This window comes from Nocardia sp. NPDC052566, assembly GCF_044547285.1.
In the GTDB taxonomy this organism is placed as follows: domain Bacteria; phylum Actinomycetota; class Actinomycetes; order Mycobacteriales; family Mycobacteriaceae; genus Nocardia.
Genome location: NZ_JBIUAF010000004.1, coordinates 403,989 through 425,632, shown reverse-complemented (window position 1 = coordinate 425,632; position 21,644 = coordinate 403,989). Strand labels below are relative to the sequence as shown.

The 21,644-nt window shown below is 68.2% G+C and carries 21 protein-coding genes; 10 read left to right on the top strand and 11 right to left on the bottom strand.

The genetic code is table 11. The features are described 5' to 3' along the window. Positions 1–80: 80 nt before the first annotated feature. Positions 81–1,418: an amylo-alpha-1,6-glucosidase gene (locus ACIG5A_RS21710; RefSeq protein ID WP_397242667.1), complete on the bottom strand. Its 1,338-nt coding sequence runs from the start codon at positions 1,416–1,418 to the stop codon at positions 81–83. Positions 1,419–1,592: 174 nt separating this feature from the next. On the opposite strand from ACIG5A_RS21710, the gene ACIG5A_RS21705 reads away from it, so the two are divergent. The 3 genes from ACIG5A_RS21705 to ACIG5A_RS21695 all read left to right on the top strand — a co-directional run bounded on the left by ACIG5A_RS21705 (position 1,593) and on the right by ACIG5A_RS21695 (position 4,135). Next, entirely contained in the window at positions 1,593–2,288 is a 696-nt protein-coding gene (locus tag ACIG5A_RS21705; RefSeq protein ID WP_397242665.1) for an SDR family oxidoreductase, read from the top strand. 127 nt (positions 2,289–2,415) lie between these two features. Further along, a complete protein-coding gene (locus tag ACIG5A_RS21700) occupies positions 2,416–3,192 on the top strand; it encodes a polysaccharide deacetylase family protein (RefSeq protein ID WP_397242663.1) in 777 nt (258 codons plus the stop codon). Positions 3,193–3,340: 148 nt separating this feature from the next. After that, a complete protein-coding gene (locus ACIG5A_RS21695; RefSeq protein WP_397242661.1) occupies positions 3,341–4,135 on the top strand; it encodes a polysaccharide deacetylase family protein in 795 nt (264 codons plus the stop codon). Positions 4,136–4,194: 59 nt separating this feature from the next. On the opposite strand, the gene leuS is transcribed toward ACIG5A_RS21695, so the two are convergent. Then, positions 4,195–7,041 (bottom strand): leucine--tRNA ligase, encoded by a 2,847-nt coding sequence (gene leuS / locus ACIG5A_RS21690; RefSeq protein ID WP_397242659.1) that lies wholly within the window; start codon positions 7,039–7,041, stop codon positions 4,195–4,197. Positions 7,042–7,392: 351 nt separating this feature from the next. Here leuS and ACIG5A_RS21685 point away from each other — a divergent pair, with 351 nt between their 5' ends. Then, positions 7,393–7,797 (top strand): SdpI family protein, encoded by a 405-nt coding sequence (locus ACIG5A_RS21685; protein WP_397242657.1) that lies wholly within the window; start codon positions 7,393–7,395, stop codon positions 7,795–7,797. A gap of 14 nt (positions 7,798–7,811) precedes the next feature. Here the strand turns inward: ACIG5A_RS21685 and ACIG5A_RS21680 are convergent, their stop codons facing one another. The 4 genes from ACIG5A_RS21680 to ACIG5A_RS21665 are packed head-to-tail and all read right to left on the bottom strand — an operon-like array spanning position 7,812 to position 12,291. Then, positions 7,812–8,849, bottom strand: coding sequence for an aminotransferase class I/II-fold pyridoxal phosphate-dependent enzyme (locus tag ACIG5A_RS21680; protein ID WP_397242655.1), 1,038 nt, complete (start codon positions 8,847–8,849; stop codon positions 7,812–7,814). A gap of 5 nt (positions 8,850–8,854) precedes the next feature. Beyond that, positions 8,855–9,883 carry a 3-oxoacyl-ACP synthase III family protein gene (locus tag ACIG5A_RS21675; protein ID WP_397242653.1) on the bottom strand — a complete coding sequence of 343 codons (1,029 nt, stop codon included), beginning with the start codon at positions 9,881–9,883 and terminating at the stop codon, positions 8,855–8,857. 9 nt (positions 9,884–9,892) lie between these two features. Further along, a complete protein-coding gene (locus tag ACIG5A_RS21670) occupies positions 9,893–10,600 on the bottom strand; it encodes an SRPBCC family protein (RefSeq protein ID WP_397242651.1) in 708 nt (235 codons plus the stop codon). Next, positions 10,597–12,291: a thiamine pyrophosphate-binding protein gene (locus ACIG5A_RS21665; RefSeq protein ID WP_397242649.1), complete on the bottom strand. Its 1,695-nt coding sequence runs from the start codon at positions 12,289–12,291 to the stop codon at positions 10,597–10,599. The genes ACIG5A_RS21670 and ACIG5A_RS21665 overlap by 4 nt, the downstream gene beginning before the upstream one ends. Positions 12,292–12,460: 169 nt before the next feature. Between ACIG5A_RS21665 and ACIG5A_RS21660 the strand changes: the two genes are divergently transcribed. The 3 genes from ACIG5A_RS21660 (at position 12,461) to ACIG5A_RS21650 (ending at position 14,863) form a co-directional block, all read left to right on the top strand. Then, positions 12,461–12,976, top strand: a complete 516-nt coding sequence (locus tag ACIG5A_RS21660; protein ID WP_397242647.1) for an EXLDI protein — start codon at positions 12,461–12,463, stop codon at positions 12,974–12,976. A 118-nt stretch (positions 12,977–13,094) separates the two neighbouring features. Next, positions 13,095–14,096 carry an ATP-binding cassette domain-containing protein gene (locus ACIG5A_RS21655; RefSeq protein ID WP_397242645.1) on the top strand — a complete coding sequence of 334 codons (1,002 nt, stop codon included), beginning with the start codon at positions 13,095–13,097 and terminating at the stop codon, positions 14,094–14,096. Beyond that, positions 14,093–14,863, top strand: a complete 771-nt coding sequence (locus ACIG5A_RS21650; RefSeq protein WP_397242643.1) for an ABC transporter permease — start codon at positions 14,093–14,095, stop codon at positions 14,861–14,863. Before ACIG5A_RS21655 ends, ACIG5A_RS21650 begins: the two co-directional genes overlap by 4 nt. 67 nt (positions 14,864–14,930) lie before the next feature. Here the strand turns inward: ACIG5A_RS21650 and ACIG5A_RS21645 are convergent, their stop codons facing one another. The 3 genes from ACIG5A_RS21645 to ACIG5A_RS21635 form a co-directional block, all read right to left on the bottom strand. Then, complete coding sequence (locus ACIG5A_RS21645) at positions 14,931–15,638, bottom strand: anti-sigma factor family protein (protein ID WP_397242641.1); 708 nt, start codon at positions 15,636–15,638, stop codon at positions 14,931–14,933. After that, positions 15,635–16,186, bottom strand: a complete 552-nt coding sequence (locus ACIG5A_RS21640; RefSeq protein ID WP_397243948.1) for a sigma-70 family RNA polymerase sigma factor — start codon at positions 16,184–16,186, stop codon at positions 15,635–15,637. The genes ACIG5A_RS21645 and ACIG5A_RS21640 overlap by 4 nt, the downstream gene beginning before the upstream one ends. Before the next feature lie 134 nt (positions 16,187–16,320). Next, positions 16,321–16,965: a YqgE/AlgH family protein gene (locus ACIG5A_RS21635; protein WP_397242639.1), complete on the bottom strand. Its 645-nt coding sequence runs from the start codon at positions 16,963–16,965 to the stop codon at positions 16,321–16,323. Positions 16,966–17,205: 240 nt separating this feature from the next. Between ACIG5A_RS21635 and ACIG5A_RS21630 the strand changes: the two genes are divergently transcribed. Then, complete coding sequence (locus ACIG5A_RS21630; protein ID WP_397242637.1) at positions 17,206–17,967, top strand: lysophospholipid acyltransferase family protein; 762 nt, start codon at positions 17,206–17,208, stop codon at positions 17,965–17,967. A 5-nt stretch (positions 17,968–17,972) separates the two neighbouring features. Here ACIG5A_RS21630 and ACIG5A_RS21625 read toward each other — a convergent pair whose 3' ends face one another. After that, entirely contained in the window at positions 17,973–18,284 is a 312-nt protein-coding gene (locus tag ACIG5A_RS21625; RefSeq protein WP_397242635.1) for a GNAT family N-acetyltransferase, read from the bottom strand. A gap of 128 nt (positions 18,285–18,412) precedes the next feature. On the opposite strand from ACIG5A_RS21625, the gene ACIG5A_RS21620 reads away from it, so the two are divergent. Continuing rightward, positions 18,413–19,963, top strand: coding sequence for an alpha/beta hydrolase (locus tag ACIG5A_RS21620; protein WP_397242633.1), 1,551 nt, complete (start codon positions 18,413–18,415; stop codon positions 19,961–19,963). An 85-nt stretch (positions 19,964–20,048) separates the two neighbouring features. Then, the gene (locus ACIG5A_RS21615; protein ID WP_397242631.1) at positions 20,049–21,167 is read left to right on the top strand and encodes a glycerate kinase; all 1,119 of its coding nucleotides are present in this window, start codon (positions 20,049–20,051) and stop codon (positions 21,165–21,167) included. Here the strand turns inward: ACIG5A_RS21615 and ACIG5A_RS21610 are convergent. Further along, positions 21,164–21,520, bottom strand: a complete 357-nt coding sequence (locus ACIG5A_RS21610; RefSeq protein ID WP_397242629.1) for a winged helix-turn-helix transcriptional regulator — start codon at positions 21,518–21,520, stop codon at positions 21,164–21,166. The two genes, ACIG5A_RS21615 and ACIG5A_RS21610, sit on opposite strands and share 4 nt — an antisense overlap. Positions 21,521–21,644 lie beyond the last annotated feature (124 nt).

Below are 21,644 nucleotides of genomic sequence, written 5' to 3'. Positions count from 1 at the left end.
CGATAGCCACTGGCTCTCACTGGATCGGTGAGGCAAGCGGTGGTGTTTGCTCAGTGTTTACAGATGGTCGAGGTTTACCGCTAGCCGAGCCAATCCAGCACCGAGGCCGCCGTCCACGACTGCTGCATGCTGCCGAGTGGTGCGCCGGTGAACGGTTCGTAATACTCGGCGAAGCTGCCGTCGCTGGCCTGGCGTAGGCCCTCGGCGCGCAGCATGTACGACCGCTCGGCCCAGCCGCGGCGGGCGAAGACCCAGGAGAACAGCCAGCTCATCACCGGCCAGACCGGGCCGCGCCAGTACTCGCGCGGCCGGAAATCCTTGGACACCGGCGAGGTCGACGGCGGCAGCGCGTACTTCAGATCGGGATGACCGCAGAACCGCGGGCCCTCGAACAGCCGGACCAGGCTGCGCTCGGTATCGCGCGGCAGCCCGCCGCACAGCAGCGGCGCGAACATGGCGATCGTCTCGGTGGTGATCCAGCGCTGCAGCCGCACATCGAAATCCCGTGCGGCGCCGGTGCGCGCGTCCGCGGTGGCGACCACGCCCGCCCGGAAGCGGTCGGCCCACGCGTATAGGTCGCGCACATCGGCATTGGGCTGCTTGTACTCCTCGCCGATATTGGCGAGCACCTCACAGGCCAGCGCGAAGATCGCGGTGACGAAGACGTCCTCGACGGCGAAGCTCATGGTCGAGGCCAGCTGATAGTCGTCGTAGCCCGCGCGCCGCATCTGCTCGACCAGCCATAGGTAGCGGTCGTATTCGCGGTCGCTCGGGCGCTGCGTCGGGTCGTCGACCACGCTGGTGTCCTCGCGCCGATACGGCGGCAGGTCGCCGGGAATCACGTTGGCGTAGGCGCGATCCCAGCGCGGCGAGTTGTCCATCCCCGATTCCCAGCCGTGGTAGATCGTGATCCGGCCGCTCTCCTTGGGGTCGCGTGCGTGGGCGAGCCAGCGATGCCAGCGCACCAGATCCGGCCAGCGCCGGTTCAGGAACTCCTCGGCAACCGCCCTGGTGCTGCGGCCGTGCCTGCGCGAGTGATCGAGGATGCGCTGCACCGCGATGGCGTGCACCGGCGGCTGGGTGATGCCCGAGGTGTCGGGGCCGTCCGGCGCGTTGGCGGCCAGTTTGCGGCACTCCCAGCGGGCCGGGCCGGGAAAGTAGCCGTCGACGCCGTTGGCGAAGACGATGTGCGGGATCATCCCGTTCTTCCACTGTGCCGAGAGCAGCGTGTCCAGTTCGATCACCGCGCGTTCCACGCTGAGCGGGGCAAGGCCCACCGCGACGAAGGCGGCGTCCCAGCTCCACATGTGCGGGTACAGCCGCGGCGCCGCGCTGGTCATGGTGCCCAGGTCATTGCCACGCAGCAGGTAGGCGGCGCGCGCACCGAGCTGGGTGGGGGTGAAACCCGGGTGTGCCATCCCCCCATTCTGCGATGTCACCCGTAGATATGCCCGCGCTGTGTTGTTGTCCGGTACGTGTGCGGTCGATCTCACTCCGGAAAGCCCCGTCATGTATGCATGCATCGCTCACGGCACGCGCCGCGCTACGGGTCTTTACGGCCCCTTTTCCGTGGGCAAACTACCGTACTGTTCATGACACCTGCCGTGACCAGCACGCCCCGACCGTCCGCGCTGATCACCGGCGCCAGCCGCGGCCTGGGCGCCGCCATCGCGCGCGAGCTCGCGCCCACGCACGACTTGCTGCTCGGCGGGCGCTCGGCCGATTCGCTCGGCAAGATCCTCGCCGAACTGCCCGGCGCCACCGGATGGCCGGTGGAACTGACGGACTATCCGGCCGTCGCCACCGCGGCCGCGCCGATCCGCCGCCTGGATGTGCTGGTGCACAACGCCGGTGTCGCAGATCTGGACACCGTCGCCGAATCCTCCGTGCAGCAGTGGCGGCATACGCTGGAGGCCAACGTGATCGCGGTCGCCGAGCTGACCAGGCTGCTGCTGCCCGCGCTGCGCGCCGCCAACGGGCATGTGGTGCTGATCAATTCGGGCGCCGGGCTGCGCGCGAACCCGGGCTGGGCCTCCTATGCCGCGAGCAAGTTCGCGCTGCGCGCGTTCGGCGACGCGCTGCGGCTGGAGGAGCCGACGCTGCGGGTCACCTCGATCCATCCGGGCCGGATCGACACCGATATGCAGCGTGCGCTCATCGCGAACGAGGGGCGCGAGTACCGGCCGGAGGAGTTCCTCAGGCCGGAGACGGTCGCCGCCGCGGTGCGCAATGCCGTCGAGACACCGCGCGACGGGCATCCGACCGAGATCGTGCTGCGCCCGTACTGAGGTCCGCCCAGCGGACCGCGATGCCGTGAATTCGCTATGGGGGCAGTAATTCTCGGGTGTTGATCGGACGCGCGCCGCTATGGTCTCGTTGAGGCGGTATCGGATCGTGGCAAGGCCTGGGGGCGGAATGGATAGGCGACAGTTGTTGGCCGTGCTGGTCGCGGGCGGTGCGATGGCGGTCGCGGGCGGTGCCGCCGAGGCACAGCCGCCGTTCACCGGGTCGGCGGGTGAGCCGTTGCCCGCGCCGCTCGTGCCGCCGCCCCCGCCGCGATCGCGGACGCCGATCGGACCCGGCCCGCTCAGCGCGCTGCCCGCCGGGGGCAACGAGATGGCGCTCACCATCGACGACGGCGCCAGTCCCGAGGTACTCGGCGCCTACCTCAGGTTCGCCAGGGATACCGGTACCAGGCTCACCTTCTTCGTGACCGCGTACTACCCCTCGTGGAGCATCCACCGGGACGAGCTGCGGCCGATGGTCGAATCGGGCCAGATTCAGCTCGGCAACCACACCTGGGACCATCCCGACCTGACGAAACTGTCCGCCGGTGCGGTGGCCGCCCAGCTCGAGCGGGCCAAGAACTACCTGTACGAGAACTTCGGCACCGACGGCACGCCGTACTTCCGCCCGCCGTACGGCAGGCACAACGGCACCGTCGATCAGGTGGCCGCCGATCTCGGCTACACCGTGCCGACGCTGTGGAACGGCGAGATCGGCGACGCGGTGATCGTCACCGAGCAGGTGGTCGCGCAGATGGCGCGCCGGTACTTCCACCCGAGGGCGATCGTGCTCGGGCATGCGAACCAGATGTCGGTGACGCGGGTCTTCGACCAGTACCTCGACCTGATCAGGGAGCGCGATCTCGCGCTGGTCACGCTCAACGATGTCCTGCAACCGCCCGGTTGAGCAGACTGGAAGGTCTCGAATTCGACTCGCCGTCGTCGCTAAGTGTGTTCGCGGACACCTCCGGCCGGTATCGTGCTGAGCGTTTACGCGTCCATTACGTAGGTGATCGGCAGCACGCCGAGTTCTGAGCGAGGCCAGGTTTTCGAAGGTGGATAGACGTCAGTTGTTGTCCCTGCTCGCCGCGGGTACCGCAGTCGCACTGACCGGCTGCGCCACGGCCGAGGGTGAACCCATCAATAGCGGCTCGGCCGGGAACCCGCTGGTGCCGCCGGCACCGCAGCCGCCGCTGTTGCCGCCGCCGCCCGGCGGGCCGAAGGCCGCGATCCCGGCGGGCACCATCACCGCGCTGCCCGGAGCGGGCACCAGCATGGCGCTCACCGTCGACGACGGTGCCAGCCCCGAGGTGGTCGGCGCCTACATCAAATTCGCCAGGGACACCGGCGCCCGGTTCACCTTCTTCGTGACCGCGTACTACGACTCGTGGAGCATCCACCGAAACGCGTTGCGCCCCTTGGTCGAATCCGGTCAGATCCAGCTCGGCAACCACACCTGGGACCACGCCGACCTGACCAAGCTCTCCGCTTCCGGCATCTCCTCCCAGCTGGAACGGGCCAAGAACTACCTGCGCGACAACTTCGGCACCGACGGCACACCGTACTACCGGCCGCCGTTCGGCAGGCACAACGCCACGGTGGACCGCGTCGCCGCCGACCTCGGCTACACGGTGCCGACGATGTGGTACGGCTCCCTCTCGGACTCCGGCGTGATCACCGAGGACTACCTGATCGAGTGCGCCCGTAAGTATTTCAACCCGCAGACCATCGTCATCGGCCACGCCAACGCCCCCGCGGTGACCCACTGCTACGGCCAGCTCGTCGACATCATCAAGGAGCGCAACCTCTCCATGGTCACGCTCAACGACGTGCTGCTGCCACCGCGCTGAATGAGCCGACGAAGGGCCCGTACTCGAATCGAGTACGGGCCCTTCGTAATTCGTATTCGCTAGGCGACGATGTTGATCAGGCGGCCCGGCACAACGATCAGCTTGCGCGGTGCGGCGCCGTTGAGCAGGGCGGCGATCTTCTCGTCGGCCAGGGCGGCCTCCTCGATCGTCGCGGTGTCGGCCTCGGCGGGGACCTGAATGCGGCTGCGGACCTTGCCGTTGACCTGGATCGGGTACTCCACCGACTCGTCGACCAGCAGTGCCGGATCGGCCTCGGGGAACGGGCCGTGGGCCAGGGATTCGGTGTGGCCCAGGCGTTCCCACAGTTCCTCCGCGATGTGCGGGGACAGCGGCGCCACCATCAGGACCACCGGCTCGACGACCGAGCGCGGTGCGCCGTCCGGGTAGGTCTTGGTCAGGTGGTTGGTCAGCTCGATCAGCTTGGCGCCCGCGGTGTTGTCGCGCAGCGCGGCCAGATCCTCGTCTACACCGGCGATCGTCTTGTGCAGCAGGCGCAGCGTCTCCTCCGACGGCGCGTCCGCGGTGACCCGCACCGCGCCGGACTCCTCGTCGACCACCAGGCGCCAGATCCGCTGCAGGAACCGGTGCGCGCCGACGACATCCTTTGTCGCCCATGGGCGCGAGGTGTCCAGCGGGCCCATCGACATCTCGTAGAAGCGGAAGGTGTCGGCGCCGTACAGATCGCACATCTCATCGGGGGAGATGGCGTTCTTCAGCGACTTGCCGATCTTGCCGTACTCCTGGAACACCTCGATCTCGGTGCCGGTCGTATCGGTCCAGTAGAACTTGCCGTCACGCTCGACGATCTCGGCCGCGGGCACGTAGGCGCCGCGCTCGTCGGTGTAGGCGTGCGCCTGGATGTAGCCCTGGTTGAACAGCCTGCGGTAGGGCTCGCACCCGCTGACATCACCCAGATCGAACAGCACCTTCTGCCAGAACCGCGAGTACAGCAGGTGCAGCACCGCGTGCTCGACACCGCCGACGTACAGGTCAAGGCCGCCGGGATCGTTCTCGCCGTGCTCGGCCGGGCGCGGGCCCAGCCAGTACTGCTCGTTCTCCTTGGCGCAGAACGTTTCCGAGTTGGTCGGATCGGCGTAGCGCAGCTGGTACCAGGAGCTGCCCGCCCAGTTCGGCATGACGTTGGTGTCGCGCCGGTACATCTTCGGGCCGTCGCCCAGATCCAGCTCGACATTGACCCAGTCGGTGGCCTTGGCCAGCGGCGGGGACGGCTCGGAGCTGGCGTCGTCCGGGTCGTAGGTCACCGGCGCGAAGTCGTCCAGCTCCGGCAGGCGCACGGGCAGCATGGATTCCGGCAGCGCGTGCGGCGCGCCGTGCTCGTCGTAGACGATCGGGAACGGCTCGCCCCAGTAGCGCTGGCGGGCGAACAGCCAGTCGCGCAGCTTGTACTGGATGGTGCCCTTGCCGTGGCCGTCGGCCTCCAGCCTGGCGATGATCGCGGCCTTGGCCGCGTCGACCGAAAGCCCGTTCAGGTAATCGGAATTCACCACGGCGCCGTCGCCGGTGTAGGCCGCCTCGGCGACATCGCCACCGGCGATGACCTCGACGATCGGCAGGCCGAGCGCGGTGGCGAAATCCCAGTCGCGCGCATCGTGGCCCGGCACCGCCATGATGGCGCCGGTGCCGTAGCCGCTCAGCACGTAGTCGGCGATGAAGATCGGCACCTGTGCGCCGTTGGCCGGGTTGGTCGCGTAGCCGCCCAGGAAGACGCCGGTCTTCTCCTTGTTCTCCTGGCGCTCCAGATCCGATTTGGCCGCGATCGACTTGCGGTATGCCGCAACGGCATCCGCCGGTGTCGCGGCGCCGCCGTTGGTCCAGCGAGCGTCGGTCCCCGCGGGCCACTGTGCGACGGCCAGCTTGTCGACCAGCTCGTGTTCCGGCGCGAGCACCACATAGGTCGCGCCGAACAGGGTGTCGGGACGGGTGGTGAAGACCTCGATCTGCTCGCTATCGGCGTCGAACTCGACCTGGGCGCCGCGCGAGCGCCCGATCCAGTTGCGCTGCATGGACTTCACGTTCTCCGGCCAGTCGAGCCGGTCCAGATCGTCGACCAGCCGGTCGGCATAGGCGGTGATGCGCATCATCCACTGCCACAGGCGCTTACGGAAAACCGGGAAGTTGCCGCGCTCGCTGCGGCCGTCCGCGGTGACCTCCTCGTTGGACAGCACGGTGCCGAGACCGGGGCACCAGTTGACCATCGAATCGGTCTGGCGGACCAGGCGGTAGGAGTCGAGCAGCTCGGCGCGCTCGGCGCCGTCCAGCGCGTCCCAGGTGCGTCCGTCCTCGATCGGCCGTGCGCCGGAAGCGAATTCGGCCTGCAGCTCATCGATCGTCCGGGCGCGGTCCAGGTCGGTGTCGTACCACGCGTTGTAAATGCGCAGGAAGATCCACTGGGTCCAGCGGTAATACTCCGGGTCGGTGGTCGCGAACGAGCGTCTGCGATCGTGGCCCAGGCCCAGCCGGTCCAGCTGCCGCTGCATGGTGGCGATATTGGCTTCGGTGGTCACCCTGGGGTGTGCGCCTGTCTGCACCGCGTACTGCTCGGCGGGCAGGCCGAACGCGTCGTAGCCCAGTGCGTGCAGCACGTTGCGCCCGCGCATCCGGTGGTACCGCGCGAAGACGTCGGTGGCGATGTAGCCGAGCGGATGCCCGACGTGCAGACCCGCGCCGGACGGGTAGGGGAACATGTCCTGCACGAACAGCTTGTCGGCCGGTGTGGCACCCGCGAGCGGACCGACCGGGTTCGGCGCGTGGAAAGTTCCACGCTCGTTCCAGGTCTGCTGCCAGCGGCGCTCGATGCGGCCGGCAAGCTCGGCGTTGTACCGGTGTTCGGGTACATCGCTTTCGGTTGCTCGAGTGTCCTGCACGGTCCTGCCTTCTTGTTATCGCCGATCACCGACAAACTACGTCTATCAGGGTAGAACGTGTGGTCCACCCGATTTGAAATCGGGCCGTGATGAATTTACCGACGGGTGGGTTCGGCACGCCGGGGCCTTCTTCGACCGGCGCGTCCCGGTATTCGCGAATGCTTGTGTCGCTTCGACTTTCGGCCAACAGTCAGCAAACGTGGCGCCAATCACAGTGCGTGGGTAGCTGCTATTACCGGGGTTGACTCGGCGATGTGGAAATCGCTTCTCCGTGTGTCGCGCGCGCGGCTGCTGGGCGATTGCGGGGGAGCGGCCCGAGGCCGACCGGCGCCGGTGCGCTAGCCTGGCTGAGTGTTCGTCGTCGCTCTCGTCCTGTTGGTGCTGGCCGTCGTGGCCATCGCAACCGGCGTACTCGGGCTGACGGGTCGGCTCCCGCGCAACCGCTTCGTCGGTGTGCACACCGAGGCCGCCCTCGCCAGCGATCAGACCTTCCGCATCGCGAACCGCGTTGCCGCGCCCACCTCGGTGGCCGCGGGCGCGCTGTTGTTCGCCGGTGGACTCGTCCTGCTCAGCGCCTCCGGTGTGGTCGCCGTCGCGCTCACGGCCGGTGTCGCCCTCGTCGCGCTGTTCACCCTCGGCGCAGGCGCCAATGCCGCCGCCGCCGCGGTGGACCGCCTCGCCCCGGTGCAGACCGGCGGCTGCGGTAGCGCCTGCGGCGCGTGCTCCCTGCGCGACGCCTGCGAACCCGCCAACTGAGCGCTGCCGGTCCGCTAACGCAGGGATTCGAGGGCTTGCAGTACGGCGGTATCGGCGGCTGGGTCGCCGACGGCGATGCGAGCGCTGCCGTCCGGATAGGCCTTGGCGGCGATACCTGCGCGGCGTAGTGCCGTTGCCACGCCGGGGCCGGGTAGGTAGAGGAAGTTGGCGTGGCTGCGGGGGACGGCGATACCGCAGCGGCGCAATGCGTTGCGCAGGGTCTCGCGTTCGGTGGTGATACGCAGGGTGCGGGCCGCCAATTCCGGTTGGGCGGCGTAGGAGGCCGCTACCGCCGCTACCGCCGCCGCTGGGACACCGAACGGCAGTTGCAGCTTGCGCACCCTGGCGGCCAGCTCGCGCCTGCCGAACGCGTAGCCGATGCGCAGTCCGGCCAGCCCGTACGCCTTCGAGAACGAGCGGAGCACGAGCAGATTCGGATGCCTGGCCAGCAGCGCCAGCGGGTCGATGTGATCGGCGGCGCCGAGGAATTCGACGTAGGCCTCGTCGAGGATGACCGGTACCCGGGCGGGCACCGCGCACAGGAATGCCTTCAGCTCGGCCGCGCCGAGCACGGTGCCGGTCGGATTGTGCGGCCTGCACACCACGACGAGCCCGGTGCGCTTGTTGATGGCGCGCACCATCGCCCAGACATCCTGGTTACCCGCCTTGTCCAGCGGCACCGGGACCGTCTCCAGCTCGGCCATCCCGGCCATGATCGGATAGCCGTCGAAGGTCGGCGCGCCGAACACCACCTCGTCGCCGCGCCCGGTCAGCGACTGGATGATCTGCATGGCCACCCCGGTGGCGCCCGCGCCGACGATCACCTGATCCGGCTCGACCCCGAGGTGGCCGGCGATCAGCCGCGGCAGCCGCCGCGGCAGGAACTCCGGATAGCGATTCGCCTGCGCCAGTGTCTCGTTCACCGCGCGCAGCACCGAAGGCAGTGGGGGGAACGGGTTTTCGCTCAGGCTCAGATCGAAACGGTGCTCCGTACGCTCGGTGCCGCGGCGGCGCTGCGATGGCCTGGTGTTGTCGGCCAGCCCGATGGACATGCCGATCACCCCGCACTGGGCGCGGCGCCCCACCGGACGGCGGCCGCCCCGGCGAAGTCGCCCGCGTGGGCGAAGGCCGACATGAGCACCACCGAGCCGTTGCGCAGCCTGCCCGCCCGGTTCTCCACGTCGAGGGTGATGGGAATGCCTGCGGCGAAAAGGTTTCCGCACTGATCGAAGGTGTCCGGATGCCGTTCGGCGGGCAGCTCGAGCGCGTCGTGCCAGTTGCGCAGGAACAGCCGGTTCGGCTGATTGGTGACGAAGGTGTCGATATCGCGGCTCTTCACCCCGATGCGTTTGCACACCTCGAGCGCCACCTCGGGGACCAGCCGGTTGCCGCGGGCGAACACCTTGGTCACCTTCGATTCGGTGAAGCTGACGCAGCCCTGGCCCTCGCCCGGCTCCCAGTACTTGCGATCGCCGTTGGTGCTGAACGACATATCCCCGGCGAACTCCGGGTAGGTGCGGCATTCGATATCGAGAATGGGCGCGCTGTCGTTCTTGACGAGCAACCCGACGCCGCAGCCGTCACCCGGTACCGGCGCCTGCGCGAGTTTGCGGATCTCGGTCTGGGTGAACACCGGCCCGGCGCAGTTCTGCGTCGCGACGATCAGCGCGGTGCGCGCGTCGGTGGTCTGTAACACCATGCGTGCCATCGACATCATGTGCACGAACGCGGCGCAGCCACCGTTGTGCACGTCGTAGAGGTAGCCGGGCCGCATGCCGAGCCTGCGCGCCACCTCGGGCCCGCAGCCCATCACCGGGTTGTCCGGCAGCTGGGTGTGCGTGATGAGCACATCGATGCTCGAAAGCAGCTGCGATCCATGGCGTTGCACGAGTGGTGCGACGGCACGCTCGGCCATGTCCACGGCCGTCTCGTCCCGGTCCACATGGTGGCGGCCCTTGGGCGCGCGGAACATGACGTTCTTCGCCATCCGGTCCGAACGGGAGAACTGAGTGAAGTATTCGGTGCCGACCGGTTCGCCGGGCAGGTAACTGGCGACGTCGACGAGGCTGACCTTCGGGAAACTCATGGCACCGCCTCACTTCATCCAGTCGGGCTTGATCGGAAGTCCGTGCGCCGCACGGTATTCGCAGATCGCCCTGAGGTTGTCCATCTCCAGCTGATGTCCGGCGGAGAACATCTCCCAGAAGTCGCCGACCCACACCGGCCGCTTCGGCGGCGCGGTCTCCGGGTACGGGTTCTCGTCGTAGAACGGATGTTTGCAATTGACCCACAGCACAACCGAACCCGGCTTGTTGAACACCACCTGCGCGTCGATCACCCGCATCAGATAGATCATCCACAGGTGCCGGCCCTGATCCCAGGCACAGTGATAGTCGACGGTCATCGCGTCCGGATTGGCCACGGTGCGGGTGAAGATCTTGGTCGCATCGCCGAGCCGGTCGTAGGCCAGCCACAGTCCCGGTTCCTCGGTCTCCTCGAAACCGCGCAGGCTGTAGGTCCATTCCTCCAGCGAGCGGGTATCGGCCAGGTATGCCCACACCTCGCGCGGCGGCGCGGCGATATAGGCCTGCACGGGGCAGAAATCGCCGTAGATCTGGTCGTGCGGGTACACCGACCGCAGCATGTCCATGATGATCGGGGTGGTCGCGTCCTTGTCGGAGTTCTCGATACGGAGCACCCCGGGCACAACCTCCTCCGGAATATCGCTGAGCGCAGGCAAAGTGGTGGGTCCACCCGTCGCCCGGCCGCCACCCGTCATCGAATCACTGTGCGATGCAGTCATTGTTGTCTCCTAGATGCTTCCAATGTCGTCAGAAACGGCACGAACGGCGGTATTTCATCGGGGTCGCAGTCGATCGAAATGAAGGACGGCCCAGGTAATTCGGTGCAGTGGCGCACCGTGTCGGCCAGCTCGCCGATGGCGCGCACCGAGAACGCGGGCAGCAGGGGGAACATGGCGGCGATGCCGTCGCCCAGCTGGGACGGCTGGAATCGGTTGAAGCTGTACCGATCTCGGTAGTACAGCTGTTCCCGGGTGACGCACATGCCGTGCGCGTTGTTGTTGAGGACGATGAAGGTGATCGGCAGCCGGTGCTCGATGGCAGTGTGCACCTCCATCCCGTGCATGTAGAACGAGCCGTCGCCCGCGATGACCACGGTGCGCCGGATCCCGTCGCCGCGGCGGTGGCGCGCGAAGGCGGAGCCGATCCCGGCGCCGAAGGCGTAGCCCATCCCGCCCATGCCGAGGGCGACGACGAAGCGGGCGCCGCGCGATATCCGCAGGTGGTGCACCGCCGCGGCGCCGGTGTTGCCCGCGTCGGCGAAGATATCGGTGCCGTCGGGCAGCGCGTGACCGATCGTCTCCATCAGCTCGCGATAGCGCAGACCGGGGCCCGTCGCCGGGGGAACCTGTAGCGGTGTCAGGGAATTCGTGCCGCGATCGAGCCCGCGATCGAGCGCCGACGGCGCCTCGGCGAGCTCATCGGACAGCGTGGCGAGTGTGCCTGCCAGGTTGGTGCTCGCGGCGTGCATCGCGGGCACGTGCGGCGCGGCCGCCCCGATGCTCGCCACCACGCAGTGCGCGAGCGGCTCGTCGAGCCCGGTGCGCGCGGTGATCGGCAGCCGGGTGCCGATGAGCAGGCACAGCGCCGCCGAGCGCAGCGCCGCGGTGAGTTCCGGATGCCCCATACTGCCCGCGACGCCGCGGAAGCCGGGATCGGCGTTGTCGTAGACGTCTTTGGCGTCGGGCGCGACGCCGACCGAGGCATCCAAAATGGCTGCCAGCCTGGCCAATTCGTCGCGCGCGTCGTCGCGGGCCACCTGATCGCCCGCGATGATGACCACCTTCCCGGTGCGCCGCGCCGCCGCGAGCGCCGCGCGGACCCGGACCAGCTCGCCCTCGTCCTGGATATCGAAGCGGGCGGGCGGGCGGAACGGCGCGATATCGCCGACGTCGGCCTGCTGAACATCCTTGGGCAGCAACAGCACCGCGGGCCCGCCGCGCCGGGCGGCGCCGACCGCCCTGGCCACCTTCGCGGGCAGGTCGGCGCCGGTCTCGACGCGCGCGCAGTACCGGGTGATCTCGCTGAAGAGACCGACCGCGTCGATGGTGCCCGCGCGTCCGCTGGTGTCCTGGAAGGCGCCGTTACCCTCGAGCGCGGTCGGCGGCTGGCCGATCAGCGCGAGCACCGGCACCCGGGAGGCAAACGATTCGGTAAGCCCGGCAACGAGATTCATCGCGCCGCCGCCGGAGGTCGCGGCGACGACGCCGAGGCCGCCGGTGGAGCGCGCGTACCCGTCGGCCATGGTGGCCGCGGAGAACTCGTGCTTGGCGATGATCCCGGTGACATCGTGCGGCGAGTCGAAGATCGCGTCGTAGAGATCCTCGATATTCGCGCCGTCCACGCCGAAGATATGTCGTACGCCCAAGGTCGAAACGGCTGCTACCAAATAGTCAACGACCCGGGCCGGCATAGGCGCTCCTTGTTCGCAGCAACCGTCTAACGCACTGCGGAGCGCATCGGCGATCACATACCTCGTACACGAGGAATACGAGGCGGCCGGGCCTGTGGTTCACAACGAGTTGAGCATGGCCGCCGACCAGCTACTTGCCTATACGTATACATCTACGTATAGTTGAGCCATGCCCAACAAGACTATCTACGTTGCCGATGACGACCTGCCGCTGTTCACGCGCGCCCAGGAGCTGGTCGGCGGCAACCTCTCCGGAGCGGTGGTCGCGGCGCTGCGCCGGTTCATCGAGCTGGAGGAGGGCAGGCTCGAGGGCTTCGACGAGGTTGTCCTCAAGGTCGGCCACAACGGCGCCCGCCAGGTCCGCTTCTCCGGTGCGCTGCTGTTCGAGTGGCGCGATATGAACGACGAACGCATCGAGCATATCCGCGTGTTCCGCACCCGCAAGGGCAAGTTCGCGCTGCACGTGCAGCACTCCAGCTGGGAGCACTACCCCAACGACACCAACTGGCTCAAGGATCTGACGAACTGGCGGCGCATGCTCGGCGTCGGCGACCAGGACTGGGGCGAGTTCACCCTCACGGTCGTGGATTCGATCGAGGAACTGAAGGGGAAGGTGCCCGACAAGCTGTACGAGCGGGTGGCCGATGCCGCGACCCATCCGCACATCGAGGACCTCGACATCTAGTCGAATCATCCTCCGCGACAACCGAAGAACACCGCACAAGCCGACTCCCCCAGGGGAGCGGTGGCGCTGAAACATGCAGTCATTCGCAATCATTGATGAAATACCCGAAAGGACGACCATGGGCAACGGCCATCGCGCGCCCGCCATCTCGGCGCTTGGTCTGCGCAAAGCGTTCGGCGAGCACGTGGTGCTCGACGGCATCGATCTCACCGTGCCGGAGGGAACGATCTTCTCGCTGCTCGGCCCCAACGGCGCAGGCAAGACCACTACCGTGCAGATACTCACCACGCTCATCCACGCCGACGGCGGCGACAACCGGGTCGGCGGATACGACGTCGAGCACGAGCGTGCCGCGGTGCGCTCGCAGATCGGGGTGACCGGGCAGTTCTCCGCGGTCGACGAGCTGCTGACCGGCCGGGAGAACCTGCTGCTGATGGCGGATCTGCACCATATGCCGCGCCGCGACAGCAAGCTGCTCGCCGTCGAACTGCTCGAGCGCTTCGATCTGGTCGAGGCCGCGGACAAGCCGGCGTCCACCTACTCCGGCGGCATGGTCCGGCGCCTCGACCTGGCCATGACCCTGGTCGGCGATCCGCGCATCATCTTCCTCGACGAACCGACCACCGGGCTCGATCCGCGCAGCAGGCGCGGAATCTGGGACATCATCCGCGGCCTGGTCGACGACTACAGCGTCACCGTCTTCCTCACCACCCAGTACCTGGACGAGGCCGATCAGCTCGCCGACCGCATCGCGGTGCTCGACCACGGGCGCATCGTCGCGGAAGGCACTGCGGCGGAACTGAAACGGCTCGTCCCCGGCGGGCACATCCGGTTGCAGTTCGCCGAGCGCGGCGCGCTGCTCGCCGCCGCGCACAGCCTCGGCGCCACTGCCCGCGTGCTCGACGACCATGACGAGGACGCCGACGATCTCACCCTCGCGGTGCCGAGCGACGGCAGCGTGAAATCCCTTCGCGCCGTACTGGATCGGCTCGACGACGAGCGCATCGAGGTCGAGGGTCTCTCGGTGCACACCCCCAACCTCGACGACGTGTTCCTCACCCTCACCGGCCGGCCCTCCGCCGATACCGACCCGACCCTGGACAAGGAAGTCGCACGATGAGCACCACGTCCACCGCCTTCGCCGATTCGGCGACCATGCTGCGGCGCAACCTCGTTCACGCCAAGCGCTATCCGAATATGTCGGTCGCTGTCATCGTGATGCCGAGCGTGCTGCTGCTGGTATTCCGATTCGTCTTCGGCGGCGCGCTCGAGAAGTCCTCCGGGGGCCACTACATCGATTACCTCGCCCCCGGCATGCTGCTGATGGTTCCGGCCTACCTCACGGCATCGGTGGCGGTCTCCATCTGCACCGACAGCACGAAGGGCATCGTCGACCGGTTCCGCACCATGGGGATCACCCAATCGGCGATGTTGACCGGGCATGTGATCGGGGCGCTCCTGCAGGCGATGCTCGGCATCGTTTTCATGAGCCTGGTCGCGCTGCTGATCGGATGGCGGCCCGATGCGAACGTGATCGAATGGATCGCCGCGTTCGGCCTGCTCGCGTTCGTATCCTTCGCGCTCAACTGGGTCGCGGTGGCCGTCGGCCTGCTCTCGCCGAACCCGGAGGGCGCGAGCAACATGCTCTTCCCGATCATCATGTTGCCGTTCCTCGGCAGCGGCCTGGTCGGCACCGAAACCATGCCGGTCGGCCTGCGGCAGTTCGCGGAGTTCCAGCCGTTCACGCCGATTACCGAGACCATCCGCGGTCTGCTGATGGGCACCGAGATCGGCGCCGACGGGATCATCGCACTGGCCTGGTGCGTCGGCCTCGCGGTGGCCGGGTACCTGTGGTCGAACTCGATCTTCGGCAAGCGGATTCGCTGAGATCTACTGCGGCGCAACTGGTTCGGAAATCCCCCGGTCGAGTACGACCGGGGGATTTCGTCGTCCGTCACACCGTCGCGGTCAGTATCACCTTGCCGGTCGACACCGAGCGGATCTCGATATTGCGCACCTGATCGGGTGTGCCGTCGATGGTCCGGTCGATGGTCAGCTCGGTGCCAGGGCCCGCGGGCCACGACCCGAGCTCGGCCTGCTGACCGTCGGTGCGGGTGACGAACAGCGAGAACTTCCAGTTGTACTTCTGGTCGCTCGGCCCGTAGGTGCAGTTCATGATCACCCTGGTCTTGCCGTCGGACGCGACCAGTTTCACGCTCGCCGACACCGGGGTCGGTTCCAGCGGCTGCATCGTCCGCTCGGCGAACACCTGACCCGAGCCCGGTCCGTTCGACGACGTCACCGAACTGACCACCGGCACCGCGATGGCCACCGCGGCGGCGGCCGCGGCAACGGCACTGCCGATGGCGATCCATCGGCCGCGCCGCCTGCGCTGTTCGGTCGCCGCGGCGAGCCGGGGCAGCAGCTCGGGAATCGGCGGCTCCGCGGCGACGGGCGGCTCCGGCGCCTCGATCATGGCCAGCGCGGTCTCGGCGTCGACCATCGCGAGCATGCCGGGCAGGCCGGCCAATTCGGCGACCCCGGCCCGGCAGGTCGGGCAGCCCGCGAGATGCTCCTCGAACTCCCTGCGCTCGGATCGGGTGAGCGAGCCGAGCACGTACGGGGCATCCCACGTGGTGTAGTCGTCAGCAAGGTCCGTCATTGGTTCGTCACCCCCATCTCCTGAAGTGCCAGTCGTAGTGCCCGCATGCCGTAGTGCATCCGGGATTTCACCGTTCCCGCGGGAATGTCGAGTTCCGCGGCGATCTGATGTGTGGAAAGGCCCCGATAGTAGGCGCGCACGATCACCTCCCGGTGATCGGCGCTGAGCCTGCCGAGCGCGTCCGCGACCAGCCAGCCGTCCAGTGCGCGGTCGGCCTGGTCCGGCGCGGCCACCTCCGGCGGGTTGTCCGTGCGGAACTCGCGCCGGTTGCGGGCGCTGCGGTGTTCATCCACGGCGAGATTCCGCGCGACCGTGAACAGCCAGGCCCTGGCCGATGTGGTCGACTGATCGAGCACGTTCGGCCGCTGCCAGGCCCTCAGCAACGTCTCCTGCACTATGTCTTCGGCCCGCCCTGGATCGCGAACCAAACCGAGCGTGTACCGCCATAACGCCGACGCGTGTTCCTGATAGAGAACCCGCATCAGCTCCGTTTGGCTCTCGGGCTCGTCCGCCTCTCCGCGTCTCCTGGCCCAAGTGGGTGCCTCCAGATTTGCGTTGGCGGCCGGCGGTTGCTTGCCGGGCTGGGTTTCGGGCGTGCCCGATGAGTTACCCATGTTCTCGCCAGATCAGTTGTTGCGTTTCATATGGTGACTCCTTGGTTGTGTCGTAGGAGTACACGGCGTCAGTTGCGCTCTAGTTCAATCGGGTGGGTGGCCAGCAGGGAAAGAGGCAGCGGCTGGCGGCGCAGCACGTGCGCCCACAGATCGGGGTGGCCCGCGTTGATCGGGTCGGAGGGCAATGCGGACAACACGATCCAGTCGTTGTTGTCCAGTTCGCCCTCCAGTTGGCCGAAGGTCCAGCCCGCATAACCGGCGAAGATGCGGATGCCCTCGACCACGGGGGCGATGTGCCCCGGGTCGGCGTCGAGATCGACGAGGGCGACGCGGCCGTCGATCCGGCGCAGCCCCTGCACGCCGTCGAGCGACGCGCCGACCCGAATGGTGCCGAGGCATAGCGCGGCATCGCGTTTCACCGGCCCGCCGATGAACAGCGTGCGCGGCGCGGCGGCCGCCTCCGACCAGCGGGGTAGGACGTCGACCACCGCGGTATCGCTCGGGCGGTTCAGTACGACGCCGAGGCTGCCCGCCTCGTTGTGCTCGATGATGTAGACGACGGTGCGCCGGAAAGTCGGCTCGACCAGTTCGGTGGCCGAGAGCAGCAGGGTGCCCGCGCGCACCACCTGCTCGCCGTGCCGGTAATCGCGCCGCCTGCGGTCGCCGTGCCCGCCGCGAGTCTTCCGATCATCCGGGTCATCTCCGCGTGCCACCCGGACATCATCGCAGTTGTTCCGCGCAAACGCGCCCCCTGCGCGGTACTTACTGTGGGTAATTTTTGCGGTGTCATCCCGAACTGTGCCAAGGCGACGATTGACTTCGCGAGTACCTGGGTATCCCGTCGGGACGTCCAGAGCTGAACCACGGCACCGACCGCCGGCCGCCGACGCCAACGGAAGCGGCACTTGGTCTGGCCCGAAGTCGCGGAGAGGCGGAACAGTAGGCTCGGAGCCATGGAACCGCCCGAGGTGTTGCTCGAGAACTGCGACGCCGTTTACGACTTCTATCGGGATCATCGGCAGAATCGGCTGAAGGCATGGGGTGCGTACGCGCTGCTGTCCCGGCGCTGGTTTCCGCGGGTCGGCTATGCCGCGGGAGCGCGGGAAGCGTTGCACCGGTTGATCGCCGAGCGGCGGCCGCTGCTGATCGCGATCAACCATCTGTCCGAGAACGACCCGTACACCGTGGCCGCGGCGGCGTGGCGCAGTGAACTGCGCCGGGTGATCGGACGGGTGCGCGTCCTCGCCAAGGACGAGCTCTTCCTGGAGCCCGAGCAGCGCCGCAAGATCGACATGATGGGCGGCATCCCGGTATTCCGCGGCAAGGACCACGGATTGCGCGCGGTCAACGCGGCCGGCCAGCGGATGATGGACATCTGCGCGGAGCGGATCGTGCGCGGCGACGGCCTCGCCGTCTTCCCCGAGGGCACCTGCAACGAGGTCGATCCGACCCAGGTGCAGCCGGTCGGCAGCGGCATCGGGCATATCGCGTTCCGCGCCGCCAAACTCGGTGTCGAACCCGCGCTGGTCAGCATGGGTCTGAGCTACGGCCCGCGCGCCGATCCCACGGTGCAGCCGACCAAGGAGCAGGCCAAGTCGGCCAGCTTCTACTTCGGCGTGCCGATCACCGAATTGCCAACGCGCCCAGCGGAAATCGCGCGGCTGGTGCGCACCGATCTGCAGCAGGCGCTGGACGGCGCCGTCGCGGCGTATTGAGGGGGCTACTGCGGCAGGCCGAGCCGGTCGCGGGCCCAGTGCGGCACCATCGACAAATACTGCGGCCTGGTCTCGATGAAGTGGTGCACCATCGGGCACATCGGCAGCGCGCCGAGACCTTCCGCGCGGGTGGCGTTCAGCGCCGCCTCGATCAGCACCCGGCCGTAGCCCTGGCCCTCGTGCTGCGGATAGATCTCGGTGTGCACGAAGGCACGCTCGGAAACGGTGTCCTGATATTCGACGTAGCCTGCGATCGCACTGTCGACGTAGATCTCGAAGCGTTCCAGTGCGGTGTTGTTGCGGACCTCGGTCGACATGGCTCGACGCTACACGGCGGTCCGGCGAAAACGGGTGCTCGACTTGTCTGTCGCGGCGGGTCCGCACAGAATGCTGGTGGCCGGGTCGCCCGCCTGCGTGCGACGGCGGCTCGGCGGAGGTGCGGAAAATGACGATGACAGTTCGAATTTCGCGGCTACTTGCGGTTTTCGCGGCCACGACCCTGGTCGGCGGCTCGATCGCGACCGGCCTCGCCGAGGCGACGCCGGGTATCTCGTTCGGCTCCTGTCCCGAGGGCGCGGTGCAGCCGGATCGCGGCGCGCAGTGCGCCGTCGTGCGGGTGCCGATGAACCACGCCGAACCCGACGGCCCGGCCATCGAATTGACCGTCAGCCGGATTCCGGCCACCGGGCAGCGGCGCGGCGTGCTTGTCGCCAATCCCGGTGGGCCGGGCGCGGACACGCTCGACTACTGGGCGCGCCGGATCGACACCATGCCCGCCGAACTCGCCGCGCACTACGACCGGGTCGCGGTGCAGCCGCGCGGATTGCGCTGGGCCACACCGCTGCAGTGCGTGACGGGGACGAATATCGGCCGCGACGCGATGAAGAAGGCCTGCGACGCCGAGCAACCCGGCTACCTGGACGCCATCACCACCGAGAACACCGCGCGTGACCTCGATGCCGTGCGCGCCGCGCTCGGGGTGGAGCGGATCAGCTACCTCGGCACCTCCTACGGCACCTACCTCGGCGCGGTGTACGCCTCGCTGTTCCCGGGCCGGGTCGAGCGAATGGTGCTGGACTCCAACGTCAATCCGGACTGGGTGTGGACCGAGGAGTTCGCCCAGCAGCAGTCCGCGGGCAAGCAGCGCCTCGACGATCTGTTCACCTGGATCGCCGACCATCGCGCCGAATATCGGCTCGGCGACACCACGTTCCAGGTCTATCAGAACTGGGTGCGGCTGGTTTCGGCACAGGGCGGCGGCTGGTACGCCAATCTGACACCGCCGCCGGCAAGCGTGTCCGACCTACCGGGGCACCTGCCCGAGCCGCTCGCCGAGATCGCCCGTGACGGGCTGAATCTCAGCATGGAGCAGTCGGGCAAGGTGCAGAACCTGTTGCGCGCCTTGGTGACCGGTGGCGTGTCGGCGCAGGTGCCGATGCTCGGCGCGACGACGGTCGCCACCTACACCCGCACCTTCTGGCCGATCTTCGCCCGCGCGATGTCCGAGGCCGCGATCGATCCGGCGAATGTGGCGCGGCTGCTCGCCATCGAGGGCGCCACCGCCACCGATCCCACCGGGCGGCTCGTCTTCGCCGCCATCACCTGCAACGAGAACGCCGTGCCAGGCCGGGTGGAGCTGCTCGGCGCCGCCGTCGGCACCATCGCCTCCGGCGGCAATGCGATGGACGCGCGCGCCGATCTGGTCCGTTCCGGAATGAGCTGTGGCGGTTGGCGGCCGGTCACCACACCGGTGCCGCTCAGCGGCGCGGGGTTGAGCACACCACCGCTGCTGCTGCAGAGCAGGCACGACGCCGTCACGCCGTATCCGGGCGGCCCGGCGCTGGCCCGCGCGATGAACGGCGCGCTGATCACGGTCGAGGGCGGCGATCACGGCGCCTTCGGGCGCGGCAACCGGGTAGTGGACGACGCGGTGCTGACCTACCTGCGGACCGGGCAGGTCACCATCGATCACGCCGATCAGGCGCCGCTCGGCTGACCGCCGATGCTGCCGCGCCGCGGCGATCGGAGGGCTCGGCCTGACCGCCGCTGCACGGCGCAGGGGGACGGCCGACAATGTGGAGATGATCTCCCCGCCCCGAGTGCTGCTCGCCCCGGACAAGTTCAAGGGTTCGCTGACCGCGCCGCAGGTGGCGGCCGCACTTGCCGCCGGTATCGCGCGGGTGGCGCCGGGCGCCGAGATCCGGCAGGTACCGGTCGCCGACGGCGGCGACGGCACGGTCGACGCATTCCTCGCCGCGGGCTGGGAGCGAGTCGAGCTCGACGCGCCAGGGCCGACCGGCGAGCCGTCGGCCGCCGCCTACGCGGTGCACGGCACGACCGCCGTCATCGAATTGGCCGCCGTCGTCGGCATCACGAAACTGCCTGCGGGACAGTTCGATCCGCTGGGTGCGGGCACCGAGGGGCTCGGCGTGGTGATCGCGCACGCGCTCGACCGCGGCAGCACCGATATCGTGCTCGGGCTCGGCGGCAGCGCGTCCACCGACGGTGGGGCGGGCATGCTGCGTGCCCTCGGCGCTCGCGTGCTCGATCCGGAAGGGCGCGAAATCCCTTCCGGTGGCGCCGCTTTGGCGCGGGCCGCGCACTTGGATCGTGGCGCGATGCATCCCGGACTCGCGACCGCGCGCGTCACCCTGGCCAGCGATGTCGACAATCCGCTGCTCGGCCCGAAGGGCGCCGTCGCGGTCTATGCGCCGCAGAAGGGCGCGGGCCCGGCCGAACTGGCGACTCTCGAAGCCGCACTGAGGAATTGGGCCGAGATCGCCGGTCCAGAATTCGCCGACCTCCCGGGTGCCGGCGCGGCGGGCGGTACCGGATTCGGCGCGCTCGCGGTGCTCGGCGCGCACCTGCGCAGCGGCATCGATGTCGTGCTCGACCTGCTCGATTTCCGGACCATGCTGGACGGCGTCGACCTCGTCGTCACCGGCGAGGGCTCACTCGACGCGCAGAGCCTGCACGGCAAGGCGCCCATCGGCGTCTGCCGAATCGCCCGCGCGGCAGGCATTCCCGTGGTGGTCGCCGTCGGCCGCACGTTGCTCACCCCCGCCGAGATCCAAGCAGCCGGTTTCTCGGCCTGTTACAGCCTCGCCGATCTGGAGCCGAACCCGGCCGTCTCGATCGCCGACGCCGCACCTTTGCTCGAGCGCTTAGGCGAAGAGATAGCTATCCACAACCGCCGCTAGCTCGCCGAGGCGAGGAGATTGCCGAGTAGCTCGCGGCGGTTCTTGTCGCCCCATTCCTCCAAGGGGCGCAGGGCGACGCTGAGCTCGTCGCCGAGCGGGGTGAGGGAGTACTCGACGCGGGGCGGGATCTCCGGGTAGATCTCGCGGTGCACCACGCCGCTCGCCTCGAGCTGGCGCAGGTTCTCCGAAAGCACCTTCTCGCTGACGCCGCGCAGGAGTTTGCGGATCTCGCCGAAGCGCCGAGGGCCGTCCGCGAGCACCCACATCAGATGCAGTTTCCATTTGCCGCCGACGACATCGATCGCCACGGACATGCCGCATACGTCGTGATCCGCGTCACTGCTCATGGTCACCGCACTCCTTCTGACGATATTTCGAACCTAGAGGTAAGCAACCGCACCTGGACGTTCGGTCTTCCCGACTCTACCTGCGGCGACGCAGGATGAATCCCGAAGCGAACAGCAACCGAACGAAAGT